Below are 16,718 nucleotides of genomic sequence, written 5' to 3'. Positions count from 1 at the left end.
CTGTCACTTCCTTGTAGCTAGGAAAATTGGCCAAATCATATCGTATTCTTTATAGGCCGTTCAGATCTCCACCGCCGCCAGCTCCAAGAATGCCCATTAACCATTGCTGATATTGGGGCGCTACATCTGTTTCAAAATAATTCATAATCTCATTTACAGACATGCTGCCAATATCTTTTACGTTAGAATCATCAGGTGTGTTAACCTTTTTAATTGTTTTGGCGTCTTTCTTAACGTGAAGGCTGGCCATATCTTGGGTAACATTAAGAGCAGGTGCATCAATTGCAAATGTATTTTCCGAATTCATTTTATCTTTGTCATAGGATGCTTTGCCTGACCAATTGAAGCTAATGTCTCCACCTGGTTCCGATACGGAAAATACTCGTTCATAATCACGTCTGTCATCCTTTAATGTCTCGGTACCTTCATATGAATACTCGACATCTTCAATTGCAAGTTTAATAGAGTCATTTGCTTTATTATCTTTCCATGATAAATCACCTGTGAATGTCACGGTTCCTTTGTTGATAGAATCATCAGCGGTTATCTCGTAATCGAATTTTTGAGTTGTGTCATTCAATAGGTGGGTACCCTTTATTGTAAGTGTATTAATCTCATCTTTGCTTCCGCCTGCACCAATCGAGAAATCGCGTTGTACAATCAAGTTGTTTTTCACCCAAATAATGGATGTTAAACCGTTTGGAATATGCGAATCTTTTATGTCCTTAATCAGTTTATCAAGATCCTCTCCAAATAGTTTATCGATATCTTCGTTAAAATTGAGATCCATTGCTTCTGGGCTAATTCCAAATAGGCGAAGTTCCATTTGTTCCTTGAAAAGCTTTTGCAATTTCTTATCATCTTGCATTTTCTCCAGAATAGATACGAATAAATCCTTCGTCTCCTGCTCTGAGAGATGCATGGTTATTTTTTCTGTATCAAAATTTTTGTTATCAACCTTGATTGTTTCTTTTGCTGAATCAAAGGCATCACCAGGAATTTCATCGAAAATTTTCGTTGCATATTCTTCTTTTAAGTAGTTTAGATCTTCTTCCGGCAGCCCTTTTACAAGCTCAAAGAATGTATTGAAATCAATTGTTTCTCCTTCAGGAAAAGATGGATCTGCTTCATGCAACAGTTTTCCAATGTCCTTATCTTTTATTTGTAAGGATTCTTTCAGAAATGGAAGTCCAAGTAATAATTTATCAGCATCAATGTAAAATTTCATATCTTTCATTTCCATTTCTCCAAAGTTCGCTTGGATGTCTGTTACAAGCTGTTTTTCCTTCAGATCGGTTTGTGATGTTAATGTAAGTGTTGCGTTATTGATGATTTCCTGCGGGTCCATCATCCCGTATCCACCACCATAGGGATCATTGTATTCCCCCGATAATTTAAAAGTAGTTTCAATTGGATTCTCTTCCGTTTGTTCCCGCCATGCCAACTCAGGTTCATAGCGCTCTGTGATTTTATCCTTCATAAAATCAATTGTGTTTTTCTCTGCTTTGAAATATTGCGCCTTATCGGAACCTGTTACCGTTACGTATGCTGCAACACCACCACCTACAAGCAATACAGCAACTACGATAATGGCAATAAGCTTTTTGGATAAGCCTTTTTTTGTCTGCTCTCCGTTTTGCGTTTCATCCATCTTGCAAATCTCCTCTCAGTCTAAGTCTTTTTAAAAGATATGTATTATTAAGAAACAAGCTTAATAACAACAATGTCACGAATAATTATATATCATCCACAGAAAAAATAGTCAAATGGTTATAAGAACTTTAAAATTTATTTAATTCTATATACCTATATTTATTCTTAATTAAAAATAGATTAATGGGTATATATACATTTAAATAAGGCAAAAAATGGTTTATGGTTTATGTATATTTCGATTTAAAGCGAGAAAAGCAACGTGTGAGTGAATTATACAGGACTTATTAATTATTTTATTGCATAAAAAAGATAGATGCTTGTTTATGCATCTATCCTTCGTAATGCTTCGGGCTTGTTATAGTGAGGTTGTTGCTTTTTTTACCCCTTGCTCCAGACTATTGACCATTTCCTGTTTTTCCTGTTCATCGGACTGTTTCCAGATTAATTCAAAAAGCACCCCTAACCCGGGCAGCATTTTTTCTTCGCCATTTTGAATAGCATCGACAATCGTTGCTTCCAATTGCTCCTGATCATTTGCTGCAATATTCGTTACTATAGCTTTCCGCAAATTTAAATCCAAGCAGATCACCTCTTCGTATATAGTAGGATTAACGTTAGTTTGACCGGAACAGGGGGAAATATGTATGATGGAACAAGATAAAATGAACCCGAGGATGTGTGCTTATGATTACTTCTATTCAAAATGATAAAGCAAAACAATGGCATAAACTAAAAAAGAAAAAAGAACGCGTACGATCAAAAACCTTTTTAATAGAAGGCTTTCACTTAATTGAGGAGGCACACGCAAGTAATTGGAAAATTGAAGAGTTCATTTTACAGGAAGGAAGCGATGCACCTGGTTTTTCAACGGATTATCCGGTTTTTATCGTTTCCCCCTCCGTTTTTAATCATATATCCGAAACGAAAACACCACAGGGAATTGCAGCAGTTGTCCGTATGAAGGCTTCTGTGTGGGAATCATTCGAAAAAGTGCTGCTTGTTGATGCCGTGCAGGATCCGGGTAATTTGGGAACAATGATCCGAACGGCTGATGCTGCTGGGTTTGATGCCGTCATTCTTGGGGAGAATACGGTCGATATGTACAATAATAAGGTAGTTCGTTCTACACAGGGATCCCTTTTTCATATTCCGGTTTTTCAGGAAAGCTTATTGGCAAAAATTCCTGTGTTAAAGGATGAAGGATTCACCGTTTGGGCATCAGCATTAATGAATTCAGTCCCTTTTACGGCAATTACCCCTGACAGAAAGGTAGCATTAATTATCGGGAATGAAGGTGCAGGTATTACGGAAGAAATCATCCATTTAGCAGACCATTGTGTAAAGATCCCGATTTATGGAAAGGCAGAATCATTAAACGCCAGTGTTGCCGCCGGAATATTAATGTATTATATCAAAGCAAAGGCGTAAGTGCCCGGTTAGCGGCGTATGGACTGCGCCCTGCCATGCAGGGTGGTTCGGTGTTGCTGCCGGGAGCAGCGGTCTTAACCGAACATTCCTGCCGTAGGAGATAAAGGAAACATGCCCCTGCAAAAGGGGTAGACGTGAGTTGGACGCAAAGTCTGTTCTTAGTCGGCCTTCCTCCTTCCCCGAACCGATGTTGACTTATCGTACGGAGGCGGGTGTTGTCCATTAGCCGCTGGGCGCTGGAGCCGGACGTGGCCAATCCTGGTGTAAGTTAAATAGAGCTAGAATTTTTTTGATTTCTTTCTTGAAGGGCTAACTATTGCAACATGTCACGATTTTATCTATAATAGAAGCAATTTCTATAGTATGCTATGAAAGAGACGATTAGCAATATAAAAGTGGCCAAGGGAGGAAATGTCCTGGACTGAAAGCATTTCTGCCACGTCATTGTTAATTTTTCACTCTGGAGCCGACACTTGGACCTTGGGTAACAGAAATGTATGATGTTGAATTCTTCTGCTATTGCAAGTAAAGGTGTTCCGGATTTTTCCGTTATCAAGTTTAAGCAGGACACAGAATAATTGTGTCAACAAGGGTGGTACCGCGACTCGAAAGCCTCGTCCCTTATTTAGGGGATAAGGCTTTTTTTGTATTTCATAAAGGAGGTTTATTAATGAAGGAGCAATTGGAGGCACTAAAAGCAGAAGCGTTAGCACGTATTGCCGAAACAAATGACAGAAAAGAGCTGCAGACGATCCGTGTTGCCTATTTAGGGAAAAAAGGATCGATTACCGGGATTTTAAAAGGTATGGGAAAGCTGCCCAAGGAAGAACGACCAGTAATAGGTGAGGTTGCCAACCATGTCAGAGAATCGATTACCGAAGCAATCGAACAAAAAAATGAAACACTTGAACAACAGGCATTGGAACAGCAGCTCATGAACGAAACGATCGATGTGACATTGCCAGGACGCCCTGTTCCAAAGGGAGGAGCGCATTTATTAACGAAGATCGTGGAAGAAATTGAAGACCTGTTTATCGGCATGGGGTTTGAAGTAAGAGAAGGCCCAGAGGTCGAAACAGACTATTACAACTTTGAGGCATTAAATTTACCGAAACATCACCCTGCACGGGATATGCAGGACACATTTTATATTACAAATGAACTGTTATTACGGACACACACATCCCCGGTTCAGGCCCGAACAATGCGAGAGTATGAAGGAAACAAGAGTGTAAAGATGATCTGTCCAGGGAAGGTTTACCGCCGTGATACAGATGATGCAACCCATTCCCATCAATTTACACAAATTGAAGGTCTATATGTCGATAAAGATGTGCGCATGAGTGATTTAAAAGGAATATTGGACGTATTTGCGAAAAAATTGTTCGGTATTGATCGGGAAATTCGTCTGCGACCAAGCTTTTTCCCGTTTACTGAACCGTCAGTTGAAATGGATATTTCGTGCAAGGTTTGTCATGGAAAGGGATGCTCGGTATGTAAGGGAACAGGCTGGATCGAAATTCTTGGTGCCGGTATGGTACATCCCAATGTATTGTCCATGGCAGGTTACGACCCGGAAGTGTACACGGGATTTGCTTTTGGCATGGGTCCCGAACGGATTGCGATGCTGAAATACGGTGTTGATGATATTCGTCAATTTTACACAAATGATAAGCGGTTTTTGAAGCAATTTCATACGATTTAAGTTAAGGGGGTATAGAAACAGTGTTAGTTTCTTTAAATTGGCTAAAAAACTATGTTGATCTTGGAAATATTTCACCTGAAGCACTTGCTGAGAAAATAACGAAGAGCGGTATTGAGGTGGATGGAATTGAATATATTGCGGAACAGAGTAAGGATGTCGTTGTCGGGCTTGTTACAGAATGTGACAAACATCCGAATGCCGACAAATTAAATCTTTGCCAGGTGGCCATTGGTGAAGATGAGACGTTGCAAATTATTTGCGGAGCACCGAATATTAAACAGGGGCAAAAAGTAGCTGTTGCCAAGCCAGGTGCAGTATTACCGGGGAATTTTAAAATAAAAAAGGTAAAATTACGGGGAATCGAATCGAATGGCATGATCTGTTCGCTTCAGGAATTGGGGATTCAAGATAAGTATGTGCCAAAAGATGTAGCGGATGGAATATTCGTTTTCCCGGATGATGTTGAAGTTGGTCAGGATGTGACACCACTCCTGAACCTCGATGATGCCATTTTGGAATTTGACCTGACACCTAACAGGGCTGATTGTTTAAGTATGTTAGGAGTTGCTTACGAGGTGGCAGCAATCCTTGATCAAGCACTAAATTTACCAGAAGAAAAGGTTACACCAGCCAGTGAAAATACTGCTGATTATATATCTGTTCAAGTAGAGGACAAGAATTTAAATCCATTTTACGGTGCTTTTATCGTAAAAGATATACAAGTTGGGCCATCACCATTGTGGATGCGCAATTATTTGATGGCAGCAGGAATTCGCCCAATTAATAATGTGGTTGATATTACCAATTACGTGTTGCTTGAATATGGTCAGCCATTACATGCGTTTGATTATGATCGCCTGCAATCAAAGGAAATTGTTACGCGTCGTGCTGATGAGAACGAAACAATTGTCACTTTGGATGGCCAGGAACGTCAATTGTCAAACCACAATCTGGTTATTACAAATGGAGAAGAACCGGTTGCACTTGCCGGTGTAATGGGTGGTGCCAATACAGAAGTTCATGACGGAACACGTACAATTATGCTTGAAGCTGCTTATTTTGATCCGTCCTCCGTCAGAAGAACGGTAAAAGATACCGGATTGCGTAGCGAGTCAAGCACGCGATTTGAAAAGGGCATTGACCCAAATCGTGTAAAGCATGCCGGAGAAAGAGCATGTCAGCTACTTGAGAAATATGCCAATGGAAAAGTTTTAACTAACCCGGTTGTTGTGGATGTACTCAATTATACGGAAAGAGAAGTTACCGTTAATCGAGACGAGATTAACAAACGGCTTGGCACGGAAATCACAACAGCAGAGATTGCCGATATTTTAACAAAATTACGTTTTCAATACGAAGAAACGGATGATAAATTCCATGTACAAGTTCCAACGAGGCGTGGCGATATTGCCATTTTTGAAGATATGCTGGAGGAAGTGGCGCGAATATATGGTTATGACAATTTACCATATACGCTGCCAGCAGGAGCCTCGCAAGCTGGTGCCCTTACAGAGCGACAATTACTAAAGCGTGAAGTTAAAAGCTTTATGCAGGGAGCTGGACTTTTGGAAACGATCACTTATTCTCTGACGCGTGAAGCTTATATTGCAAAGCTGATCAGTCCAGAGGTAAAGTGTGATAATTTGTCGCCGGTAAAGCTTTTTATGCCTATGAGTGAAGATCATAAATATTTACGATTAAGCATCCTTCCAGAATTGCTGCATGTTGCATCGTATAACCAGGCTCGAAATCAGGAGGATATTGCTTATTATGAGCTAGGCTCCATATTCGTTTCCCATGAAAAACAATTAACAAAGCAGCCTGATGAGCGATTACGCTTGGCTGGTGTATTATCAGGAAACTGGCTGGTACATGAATGGCAGCAGGAAAAGAAAGCAGTTGACTTTTATGTTGCAAAAGGAATTGTTGAAGGGTTATTTGATCTTTTGGAAATTCCTGTTACATTTAAGCAAGCGGTACTACCTGACATGCATCCGGGCAGATGTGCCACCATTTCGATTGATGGGGAGATCATTGGGTTTACCGGACAGGTTCACCCATTACTTGCAAAGCAGCTTGACTTGAACGAGACATATATCTTTGATATCAACATGGAAAAAGTATTTGCTGCACACAAAAATGTTCCAAGCTACAAGCAAATTCCGAAATACCCATCGATTGTACGTGATATCGCGTTTGTTCTGGATGAACACGTGCAAGCAGGGGATGTCAAGCGAGTTATCCAGCAAACTGGAGAAGACCTTGTTAAGGATATTCAAATTTTTGATGTTTATATAGGTGACCATTTACCTGAAGGAAAGAAATCAGTTGCATATAGACTGCTTTATCAGGATCCTTCGCGAACGTTACAGGACGAAGAGGTGGAGGAGTCGTATCAAGCGATCATTTCAGCCGTAAATGAAACGTTTCATGCATATGTAAGGTCATAATTGAAATCCCTGTTCCCCAGGAGTGTTTCCTGGAACAGGGATTTTTTATAGTGTTTTAGACGCCAGTAGGGAGAGAAGGAACCATTATCATCAACCGGAGAGTGAGGAATATCGGCTCGAGAGTAGAAACATCAACCGGAGAACGAGGAACATCGACGGGAGGGGGGAACATCAACCAGAGAGCGGGAACATCAGCCGGAGAGGAAAAACATCGCCCCGAGCTCGGGAACATCAGCCGGAGAGGAAAAACATCGCCCCGAGCTCGAGAACATCAACCGGAGAGCAAAAATATCGCCCCGAGATCAAGAACATCAACTGAAGAGTCTCTATGCGCGAGTAAACAACAAGCGTGCAGGTGGGGAATAAACAGCCAGTAGATTCCTGATTTTAGGAATAAAGACTAAAACTGTCACGTCCGCATGCCTTCGCCTGTACTAACACGTCCTGTGCGTCGGAATCCCCCTACTGAATGAAGTTTCACTTTATAAATATTTCTCCGCCTTCTTCGTATTAACAAAATGTGTTTTTGCACAGGTATTTAATATTGTTTTCCCCTTCATGTTGATTATTTTAGCGATTGCTTGATCAACCAAGTTGGAAGCTCCTTTTGGCAGGGTTATTCCCAGCCGATCAGAAAGCAGATCCATTTCGTTTAAAAAACTTGTCCGGGCAAGTATAGATGCCGCAGCAACAGCGATGGAATAGCTTTCAGCTTTTGTCATGAAATAAGTCTTTTCCGCGATCTTTTCCTGCTCACTGGCCAGATATTTGTTATACAATCCTGGTTCACAAAACTGGTCCACTATAATCCCTTCAATTGCTTTCGGATCAAGCTTTTTCAAGACGTTGTTAATTGCGTGATGGTGCAGCATCGCCTTCATTTTCCCTTGCGACCAGCCTTGATTTTTCAGTACATTATATTTTTCATTACGTAATACTAATAGCGAATAGGTAATATCAAAATCTGCTATTTTTTTAGATAGATGCCGGATTGTAGTATCTGTAAGATTTTTAGAATCCTGAACACCTATTTGCTTCAATGTTTGTATTTGTTCTGCTTTTACATATGCACAGGCGACAGTAACCGGTCCAAAGTAATCTCCAGTTCCCGCCTCATCCGAGCCTAGATGTGAATTATTAAATAAATTGGCTGGCGGCGTGTACTGGTGCTTAGCATTTGTGACCGGCTTCTTTTTTAATAGGGGCCGTTCACCGGTATTTTCTTTTAACCATTTTGCTGCTTCTTTTTCAGGTGACTTTCCTTGAAATAGCACTTTTCCCGAACGGTATGCTGTTATCACGGCATCGGCTGTTTTTGCTCGAAAAATTGCGCCCTGTGGGGTGGGCGTTGTAAAATCTGCATAATATTGGTGCATTTCCTTTATTATCGAAGCCGGTATAACATGAACACGCTGTGGCATTAGTATCTCTCCTATCATTCGTTATTTCTACTATAGCAAAGGATTTACCATTTAAAAAGGTTAATAATTACAGTTTCCTAATTAACATCTTCATGTTAAGATAAAGGGAAGAGCAAAAGCGGAAGCGTCCGGTTAGCGGAGCTACTGGGGGCTGGAGCTGGACATTGCTGATGCAGATGTTCAGTTATCCTTAGGTTTCAAGTATGATACTTTCCTAGATAACAATTTTTTGAGGGGGTAGCCGTGTGACCCAGAATGGTAAAACACGAATAACGGTTGAAATACATAATAAATCCTATACAATTGTTGGAACGGAACCAGCTCATCACGTTCGTCTCGTTGCAAGTCTGGTTGATCAGAAAATGCATGAAATCCAGGAAGCAAATAAAGACCTGGATACAACAAAATTAGCGGTTTTAACAGCCGTAAATTCCATGAATGATTATTTAAAATTAAAAGAAGACTACGCAAAATTGCTAGGTTCAATAAATAAGAAAGAGGACAAATAACGTATGGTTGATTTAATTATCATTGTTTTATTGCTTTTTGGTTTTTTAATGGGGTTAAAGAGAGGTTTTATCCTGCAGGTGTTTCATTTAATTGGTTTTATTGCAGCATTTATTGTTGCTGTCATTTACTACGACAATCTGGCAGCAAAATTAGCACTTTGGATCCCATACCCGGACTTGTCAGGTGACAGCTCATGGGCCGTTTTTCTGCAATCACTTCCGCTTGAGACGGCTTTTTATAATGCCATTGCCTTTGCGATTATCTTTTTCGCGACGAAAATTATTTTACAAATCATTGCATCTATGCTGGACTTTGTAGCTGAATTACCGATTTTGCATTCAGTTAATCGTATTCTGGGCGCAGTATTGGGGTTCGTTGAAGTTTATCTGCTCCTGTTCGTGATTTTGTATATTTTAGCGCTGACACCTTTAGGCAATGTACAGACATGGATAGGTGATTCATCCTTTGCCCAGCTGATCATTGAACATACACCAATATTGTCTGCCAAGTTGAAAGATTTATGGTTTACAAATCCGGAAAGTTTACTTGATATGTAGTGTCTGACTGATTCAAACGAGTAGAGTATACCTTGTATCTCGTGTACAATAGGTATCAGCTTGCACGAATCAGTCTTTTTATTAAGTAAAGTAAAATATTTGAGGCGCTATTATAATTACAGTAGAGTAGGCCACGTCCGGCTCCAGCGCCCAGCGGCTAGTGTGCAACACCCGCCTCCGTACGATAAGTCAACATCGGTTCGGGGAAGGAGGAAGGCCGACTAAGAACAGACTTTGCGTCCAACTCACGTCTACCCCTTTTGCAGGGGCATGTTTCCTTTATCTCCTACGGCAGGAATGTTCGGTTAAGACCGCTGCTTTGCGCAGCAACACCGAACCACCCTGCATGGCAGGGCGCAGTCCATACGCCACTAACCGGGCGCTTACGCCTTTGTTCTTGAATAGGTTAAGGAAAGTCGAGTGAGTCGATGATGACAATAAATAAAAAAGATGTTTTAACATTACTGGAAAAAATTGCAGTTTATTTGGAATTAAAAGGGGAAAACCCCTTCAAAGTTTCTGCTTATCGTAAAGCTGCACAAGCACTTGAACGTGATGACCGCTCATTATCCGAGATGGACGATTTTACGAAAATAAAAGGGATTGGCAAGGGCACGGGAGCAGTTATTAATGAATTTTTGCAAAATGGTGAGTCGGATACACTAAAGCAATTGGAAAAGGAAGTTCCTCCAGGTTTGATTCCGTTACTAAATCTTCCGGGACTTGGTGGAAAAAAACTGGCGAAGTTATACCAGGAACTAGGTGTAACGGATGCCGCTTCGTTACAAACTGCATGTAATAGCGGGGCAGTTGAAAATCTGGCTGGCTTTGGGAAAAAATCAGCTGAGAAAATAGTAAAGGCCATAAACGACGCAAATAAACGGCCGGAGCGATTACCGATCGCCACCATGTTACCGTTGGCCGAAAAAATAGAGGCATCATTAGCGGAAATCCCTGCAATTAAATCCTTTTCACGTGCTGGGAGCTTACGGCGAATGCGTGAAACAATCAAAGATTTGGACTTTATTATCGCAACGGAAGCCCCCGTTGAAGTTCGGGATGCGCTTTTACAACTGGAGCATATTAAAGAAGTGATTGCCAGCGGAGAAACAAAAGTATCGGTGACTCTGGATGATATTTTCGCTATCAATGTCGATTTCCGGATTGTCAAACCAGAGGAGTTTGCTGTAGCCTTACATCATTTCACAGGGTCAAAGGAACATAATGTTGCGATGAGGCAGCTTGCCAAAACCCAGGGTGAGAAGATTAATGAATACGGAATTGAAATCGACGAAACAGGTGAAACACTAACGTTTGATAATGAGGAGAAGTTTTTTAAGCATTTCGGTTTAACTTACATTTCCCCGGAAGTAAGGGAAAATACCGGTGAAGTAGAGGCATTTAAAAGTGCAACCGAGCTTGTGCAATTACAGGATATCCGTGGCGATTTGCACATGCATACAACATGGAGTGATGGGGCACAGTCCATTGAAGAGATGATAAAACAGGCTCGGGGTAAAGGGTATGAGTATATTGCCATTACCGATCATTCTAAATTTTTACGTGTTGCCAACGGGTTAAATGAAACAAGACTGAGGAAGCAGCGTGAAGAAATTGCCAGATTGAATGAAAAGTATTCGGATATTCATATTTTTGCTGGTGTGGAAATGGATATTTTACCAGATGCAACACTTGATTTTAATCATGAATTTTTACAGGAGATGGATTTTGTAATTGGCGCGATTCATTCCAGTTTCAGCCAGTCAAAAGATAAAATAATGAAACGATTGTACACTGCATTGGAGTGTCCATACGTAACGCTTATTGCCCATCCAACCGGCAGGTTGATCGGACGGCGCGATGGTTATGCAATCGATGTTGATCAATTAATTGAGCGAGCTGGTGAAACGGGAACAGCTTTAGAAATAAATGCGAATCCCAACCGGCTGGATTTATCAGCAGAATGGGTTCGAAAAGCACAAGATGCAGGAGTCGCCATTGCCATCAATACAGATGCCCACAGCTTCCAAATGCTTGAACATATGGTTTATGGAGTAGGTACCGCTAGAAGAGGCTGGCTAAGGAAAGAAACGATTTTAAATACATGGGAAAAAGCGAAACTTATTGAGTTTATCAACCGTAAAAGGTAGTAATACGGGTTTACTGCCATCTATATCCCCGGAACTTCGTAAATCTTTGCAGCAACTAAGAGAAGTTCCATTTAATGATAAAGGAGCAAGAAGGTATGAATGAACGGATTCTTCGTGTACTGGAATACAATAAAATAGTGGAACAATTAACGAAACAGGCAGCAACATCCTTGGGTAAGGAGCTTGCCTCTTCCTTAAATCCAGCTACTGATTTAGCGACGGTAAAGGTACTTCAACAGGAGACTGACGAAGCGGGACTGGTAGAACGGCTAAATTTATCCATCCCGCTCGGCGGCATTTCCGATATTAGGGCAAGTGTAAAGCGAAGTGTAATTGGCGGAGTTTTAAACACCAGTGAATGCCTTGATATTGCCAATACTATATATGGCGGCAGACAGGTAAAAGATTTTATTGAGAAGCTGGAAGAAGATGTTCCGATACTAAGAGCACTTGTGCAGCGGATTACACCACTCCGTGAATTGGAACGCCGAGTTAAAAGCTGTATCGATGATCACGGACAAGTGATGGACAGTGCATCTGAAAAATTGCGGGGGATAAGGTCCCGGATCCGTACATGTGAATCAAGAGTCCGTGATAAACTGGACAATTACATTAAAACAAAAAGTAATATGCTTTCCGATGCACTTATTACGATCCGGAATGACCGGTACGTTCTGCCAGTAAAGCAGGAGTATCGCGGATCAGTTGGCGGAATTGTTCATGACCAATCTGCTTCAGGGCAAACATTATTCATGGAACCGAAAGCAGTAGTTGACGTCAACAATCAGCTACAGGAAGCAAGAGCAAGTGAAACCCAGGAAATCGAACGTATTTTACGGGATTTAAGTGCACAAATAGCCGGTGCTGAAACCTTTTTACTTGAAAATACGACCGTTTTAGCAAAAATCGATTTTATGTTTGCCCGTGCCAAATTAGGCAAACAAATGAAAGCAGCGATGCCAAAAATGAATGATCAAGGTCTGATCAAAATGAAGCAGGCACGCCATCCACTAATACCGGAAGATGAAGTTGTTGCGAATGATATCGAAATTGGGGAATCATTTACATCCATCGTCATCACCGGACCGAATACCGGGGGCAAAACTGTGACATTGAAGATGGTTGGTTTATGCACCTTAATGGCACAATCCGGTCTGCAAATACCAGCATTTGATGGCTGTGAACTGGCTGTTTTTGAACAGGTTTTTGCCGATATTGGTGATGAACAATCGATCGAACAAAATTTAAGTACCTTTTCATCGCATATGACAAATATCGTCAACATTATGAAACACGTCGATGATAAAACATTAGTACTATTTGACGAGCTTGGGGCAGGAACCGATCCACAAGAGGGTGCAGCACTGGCCATGGCGATTTTGGATGAGGTTGTTTCCCGAAATGCACGGGTTATTGCAACAACACACTATCCGGAATTAAAGGCATATGGCTATAACCGGGAAAATGTGATCAACGCCTCTGTCGAATTTAATGTTGAAACATTACAGCCGACATACAGATTATTGATTGGTGTGCCAGGGCGGAGCAATGCCTTTGAGATTTCAAAACGGCTAGGGTTGAACGAGTCCATCATCGAACATGCGAAAGACCACATTGGGGTAGATTCTAAAAGTGTTGAGAACATGATCGCCTCCTTGGAGCAATCACAAGTTCAGGCAGAAAAGGATTATGAAGAAGCGCATCAGATTTTACTTGCAAGTGAAAAGTTGCGCAATGACCTGCAAAAAGAATGGCGGCAGTTTGCAGAGAAACGCGAAACATTATACAAAAAGGCTGAAGAAAAGGCGGAAAAGGCATTACAAAGAGCGCGCGACGAAGCAGAAAAAATCATTGATGAAATCCGTTCAATGAAATCTGCCGCCAATCTGAAAGAACATGAGTGGATTGAGGCAAAGAAAATGCTGGAGGATGCGAAGCCGAATCTGTCTTCCAAAAAAAATAAGGAATTTCCACATGAAGCGAAACAAGCGAAAAAAGAACTTCATCCGGGTGATGAAATAAAATTATTAACTGTAAACCAGCAAGGAACTGTTTTAGAAAAAATAAGCGAAGAGGAATACCTTGTCCAGGTTGGCATAATGAAAGTGAAAGTAAAGCGTGGTGACCTAATGGCACTTAAAAAGCAAAAACAAGTAACAGACAAGCCATTAGCAATGGTCAAAGGATCAAGCTATCATGTCAGTCCTGAGCTTGATTTGCGTGGGGAGCGTTATGAGGATGCGTTACTTCGCTTGGAAAAATATATTGACGATGCATTACTGGCTGGTTATCCGAAAGTATCGATCATTCATGGGAAAGGAACCGGAGCGTTAAGATCAGGTGTAAAAGAATTTGTCAAGAAACATCCGCGGATTAAAGACAGTCATCAAGGTGCAATGGGTGAAGGTGGAAGCGGCGTAACAATAATTGAGCTGCAGTAAGGAAATGCAAACGTGTATTTCCAAAAGAGCGGTTAGCGGTTGGACGAAAGAGCCGGTTTTCTGTATTAGATCCATAAGAACTGAAAGCTTGGGAGATGGGGTGTCATGAAAATGGGAGCTTTTTGGGAAAATATCTTTGTCGAAACAGCCGCACATTATAGTGTAGTTATCTTATGTACGATCGTATTCTTAGCCATTTTTGAGCTAGTCACATCGTATAAAAACTGGGAGGAGATTAAAAAGGGAAATTTTGCAGTGGCAATGGCTACAGGAGGGAAAATCTTTGGAATTGCTACGATTTTCCGCTATTCCATCGAACACAATGATACATTGCTGCAGAGTATCGGCTGGGGCGTGTTTGGTTTTGTTTTGCTATTAGCAGGCTATTTTATTTTCGAGTTTTTAACACCAACGATAAAAATTGATAAAGAAATCGGTAGTGGAAATAAAGCGGTTGGATTTATTTCCATGCTGATATCAGTAGGATTATCTTTTGTAATTGGGGCAAGTATAAGATAAGGGGAGAACAAGAGTGGAAACGCTAGCGAAAGTACTAATTGTTGTCGCAATCATTTTTGTCATTGTTGGCATTGTTTATCTAATTTAATTAGCAATTTCTCCCCTGATTTAATCATAAATATTTCAAAAAATAAAAATAAACCTTATAATGGGAAGTAACAAGGTAGTGAGGAGGAGATTAGATGGGGGAAGAAAAACGGTGGCATGCTCATTATCCAAAAGAAATACCTGCAAGCATAGCCTATGATGAAAAGCCATTACATGCTTTTTTGATGGAGGGTGCCAAACGTTACAAGGAAAAGAAAGCGCTTCACTTTATGGGGAAGGAACTGTCATTTGAAGAAGTATGTGTGCAGGCAAAAAAAATGGCCTGCTACATGCAAGCATTAGGGCTGAAAAAAGGGGATCGTGTTGCTGTTATGTTACCCAACAGTCCACAATCCGTTATCAGCTATTATGGTGCCCTAATGGCAGGTGCGACAGTTGTACAAACAAATCCCTTGTACAAAGAGCGTGAATTGGAATATCAGCTGAATGATTCCGGTGCAACGTTCATCGTCTGTCTGGATATTCTTTTGCCAACAGTAACAAATGTACGGGAATCGACAGCTGTCAGACACACTATTGTTACCGGTATTAAAGATTACTTGCCATTTCCCAAAAACCTTATTTACCCGTTTATTCAAAAGAAACAATATAAAATGGTTGTTAAACCTGAACAAACGGATGATACCCATATATGGTCCCGGATTATGGCAAATACGTCAGATAACTACACCGAAATTGACGTTAATCCCAAGGAAGATCTGGCATTATTACAATACACCGGCGGCACTACAGGATTTCCAAAAGGCGTAATGCTGACCCATTACAATCTTGTCGCCAATGTACAAATGTCTCAGGCCTGGCTGTATAAAGCAGAACGAGGCAAAGAGGTTGTCTTAGGTGTATTGCCGTTTTTCCACGTTTACGGGATGACAACCGTCATGAATATGTCCATTATGTTTGGAGCAAAAATGGTGCTGCTGCCAAAATTTGATGCAGAAGAGGTATTAAAAACGATTCAAAAACAAAAAGCAACGTTATTTCCGGGAGCACCAACAATCTATGTTGGTCTATTAAACCATCCCAACTTAAAAAAATATGATCTAGCTTCAATTGAGGCATGTATCAGCGGCTCTGCTCCTTTGCCAGTTGAGGTACAAGAGCAGTTTGAAAAAGTAACAAATGGCCGTTTGGTGGAAGGATACGGTTTAACCGAATCATCTCCGGTAACCCATGCCAATTTCGTTTGGGAAAAACGGGTGAATGGAAGTATTGGAGTTCCGTGGCCGGATACAGATGCTAAAATTCTCTCGCCCGATTCCTTAGAGGAAGCAGATATAGGTGAGGTTGGCGAACTTGCAGTTAAAGGGCCGCAAGTGATGAAGGGATACTGGAATAAGCCGGATGAGACGGAGAGTGTACTGAAGGATGGCTGGTTACTAACAGGTGATCTGGGGTATATGGATGAACAAGGCTATTTTTATATTGTTGACCGGAAAAAGGATATGATCATTGCCGGAGGATATAACATTTATCCTCGTGAGGTTGAAGAAGTCCTTTATGAACATGAAGGCGTGCAAGAAGCTGTTGTTGCCGGCATACCGGATGCATATCGCGGGGAAACGGTAAAGGCTTATATTGTATTAAAATCCGGCTATCAGCCAGATGAAAAAGAATTAAACAAATATTGCCGGAAACATCTGGCGGCATATAAGGTACCACGCATATATGAATTCCGTGATGAATTGCCAAAGACAGCAGTTGGGAAAATCTTAAGAAGAAAATTAGTTGAAGAAGAAAAAGAGAAAAACACGGATAACAGCAAAACCGTTTGAG

12 protein-coding genes are annotated in these 16,718 nt (G+C 41.0%); 9 read left to right on the top strand and 3 right to left on the bottom strand.

Annotation, left to right across the window (positions count from 1 at the left end; translation table 11 throughout):
* Nucleotides 1-49: 49 nt before the first annotated feature.
* Together CZ382_RS08905 and sspI are read right to left on the bottom strand one after the other, a co-directional pair.
* On the bottom strand, nt 50-1,651 hold the full coding sequence (locus CZ382_RS08905; protein WP_088050819.1) for a flagellar basal body-associated FliL family protein: 1,602 nt from the start codon (nt 1,649-1,651) through the stop codon (nt 50-52).
* 360 nt (nt 1,652-2,011) lie between these two features.
* A complete protein-coding gene (gene sspI, locus CZ382_RS08900) occupies nt 2,012-2,236 on the bottom strand; it encodes a small acid-soluble spore protein SspI (RefSeq protein WP_088050818.1) in 225 nt (74 codons plus the stop codon).
* Between the two features lie 104 nt (nt 2,237-2,340).
* On the opposite strand from sspI, the gene CZ382_RS08895 reads away from it, so the two are divergent.
* The 3 genes from CZ382_RS08895 to pheT all read left to right on the top strand — a co-directional run bounded on the left by CZ382_RS08895 (nt 2,341) and on the right by pheT (nt 7,239).
* Nucleotides 2,341-3,084, top strand: a complete 744-nt coding sequence (locus tag CZ382_RS08895) for a TrmH family RNA methyltransferase (RefSeq protein WP_088050817.1) — start codon at nt 2,341-2,343, stop codon at nt 3,082-3,084.
* Nucleotides 3,085-3,754: 670 nt separating this feature from the next.
* Nucleotides 3,755-4,789: a phenylalanine--tRNA ligase subunit alpha gene (gene pheS, locus CZ382_RS08890; RefSeq protein WP_088050816.1), complete on the top strand. Its 1,035-nt coding sequence runs from the start codon at nt 3,755-3,757 to the stop codon at nt 4,787-4,789.
* Between the two features lie 20 nt (nt 4,790-4,809).
* Nucleotides 4,810-7,239 carry a phenylalanine--tRNA ligase subunit beta gene (pheT, locus tag CZ382_RS08885; RefSeq protein WP_088050815.1) on the top strand — a complete coding sequence of 810 codons (2,430 nt, stop codon included), beginning with the start codon at nt 4,810-4,812 and terminating at the stop codon, nt 7,237-7,239.
* Between the two features lie 482 nt (nt 7,240-7,721).
* Here the strand turns inward: pheT and rnhC are convergent, their stop codons facing one another.
* Nucleotides 7,722-8,660 (bottom strand): ribonuclease HIII, encoded by a 939-nt coding sequence (rnhC, locus tag CZ382_RS08880; protein WP_088050814.1) that lies wholly within the window; start codon nt 8,658-8,660, stop codon nt 7,722-7,724.
* A gap of 245 nt (nt 8,661-8,905) precedes the next feature.
* On the opposite strand from rnhC, the gene zapA reads away from it, so the two are divergent.
* The 6 genes from zapA to CZ382_RS08850 all read left to right on the top strand — a co-directional run bounded on the left by zapA (nt 8,906) and on the right by CZ382_RS08850 (nt 16,717).
* Entirely contained in the window at nt 8,906-9,169 is a 264-nt protein-coding gene (gene zapA, locus CZ382_RS08875) for a cell division protein ZapA (protein ID WP_088050813.1), read from the top strand.
* 3 nt (nt 9,170-9,172) lie between these two features.
* The gene (locus CZ382_RS08870) at nt 9,173-9,727 is read left to right on the top strand and encodes a CvpA family protein (RefSeq protein ID WP_088050812.1); all 555 of its coding nucleotides are present in this window, start codon (nt 9,173-9,175) and stop codon (nt 9,725-9,727) included.
* A gap of 431 nt (nt 9,728-10,158) precedes the next feature.
* Entirely contained in the window at nt 10,159-11,877 is a 1,719-nt protein-coding gene (gene polX / locus CZ382_RS08865; protein WP_088051020.1) for a DNA polymerase/3'-5' exonuclease PolX, read from the top strand.
* 95 nt (nt 11,878-11,972) lie between these two features.
* The gene (locus CZ382_RS08860) at nt 11,973-14,318 is read left to right on the top strand and encodes an endonuclease MutS2 (RefSeq protein WP_088050811.1); all 2,346 of its coding nucleotides are present in this window, start codon (nt 11,973-11,975) and stop codon (nt 14,316-14,318) included.
* A gap of 111 nt (nt 14,319-14,429) precedes the next feature.
* The gene (locus CZ382_RS08855) at nt 14,430-14,837 is read left to right on the top strand and encodes a DUF350 domain-containing protein (RefSeq protein ID WP_088051019.1); all 408 of its coding nucleotides are present in this window, start codon (nt 14,430-14,432) and stop codon (nt 14,835-14,837) included.
* Between the two features lie 182 nt (nt 14,838-15,019).
* Nucleotides 15,020-16,717: a long-chain-fatty-acid--CoA ligase gene (locus CZ382_RS08850; protein WP_088050810.1), complete on the top strand. Its 1,698-nt coding sequence runs from the start codon at nt 15,020-15,022 to the stop codon at nt 16,715-16,717.
* The last annotated feature ends 1 nt before the right edge of the window (nt 16,718 follow it).

Origin of the sequence: Virgibacillus dakarensis (assembly GCF_900155625.1) — a bacterium.
Lineage (GTDB): Bacteria > Bacillota > Bacilli > Bacillales > Amphibacillaceae > Lentibacillus_C > Lentibacillus_C populi.
Note: the sequence above shows the minus strand (reverse complement) of the source record. Positions and strands in the feature narration are given on the sequence as shown.

Excerpts from the sequence above, each read along its gene's own strand:
- CZ382_RS08855 (WP_088051019.1), top strand. The coding sequence starts at position 14,430 with ATGGGAGCTTTTTGGGAAAATATCTTTGTCGAAACAGCCGCACATTAT.
- pheS (WP_088050816.1), top strand. The coding sequence starts at position 3,755 with ATGAAGGAGCAATTGGAGGCACTAAAAGCAGAAGCGTTAGCACGTATT.
- rnhC (WP_088050814.1), bottom strand. The coding sequence starts at position 8,660 with ATGCCACAGCGTGTTCATGTTATACCGGCTTCGATAATAAAGGAAATG.
- CZ382_RS08850 (WP_088050810.1), top strand. The coding sequence starts at position 15,020 with ATGGGGGAAGAAAAACGGTGGCATGCTCATTATCCAAAAGAAATACCT.
- CZ382_RS08905 (WP_088050819.1), bottom strand. The coding sequence starts at position 1,651 with ATGGATGAAACGCAAAACGGAGAGCAGACAAAAAAAGGCTTATCCAAA.
- CZ382_RS08860 (WP_088050811.1), top strand. The coding sequence starts at position 11,973 with ATGAATGAACGGATTCTTCGTGTACTGGAATACAATAAAATAGTGGAA.
- CZ382_RS08870 (WP_088050812.1), top strand. The coding sequence starts at position 9,173 with ATGGTTGATTTAATTATCATTGTTTTATTGCTTTTTGGTTTTTTAATG.
- CZ382_RS08895 (WP_088050817.1), top strand. The coding sequence starts at position 2,341 with ATGATTACTTCTATTCAAAATGATAAAGCAAAACAATGGCATAAACTA.
- polX (WP_088051020.1), top strand. The coding sequence starts at position 10,159 with ATGACAATAAATAAAAAAGATGTTTTAACATTACTGGAAAAAATTGCA.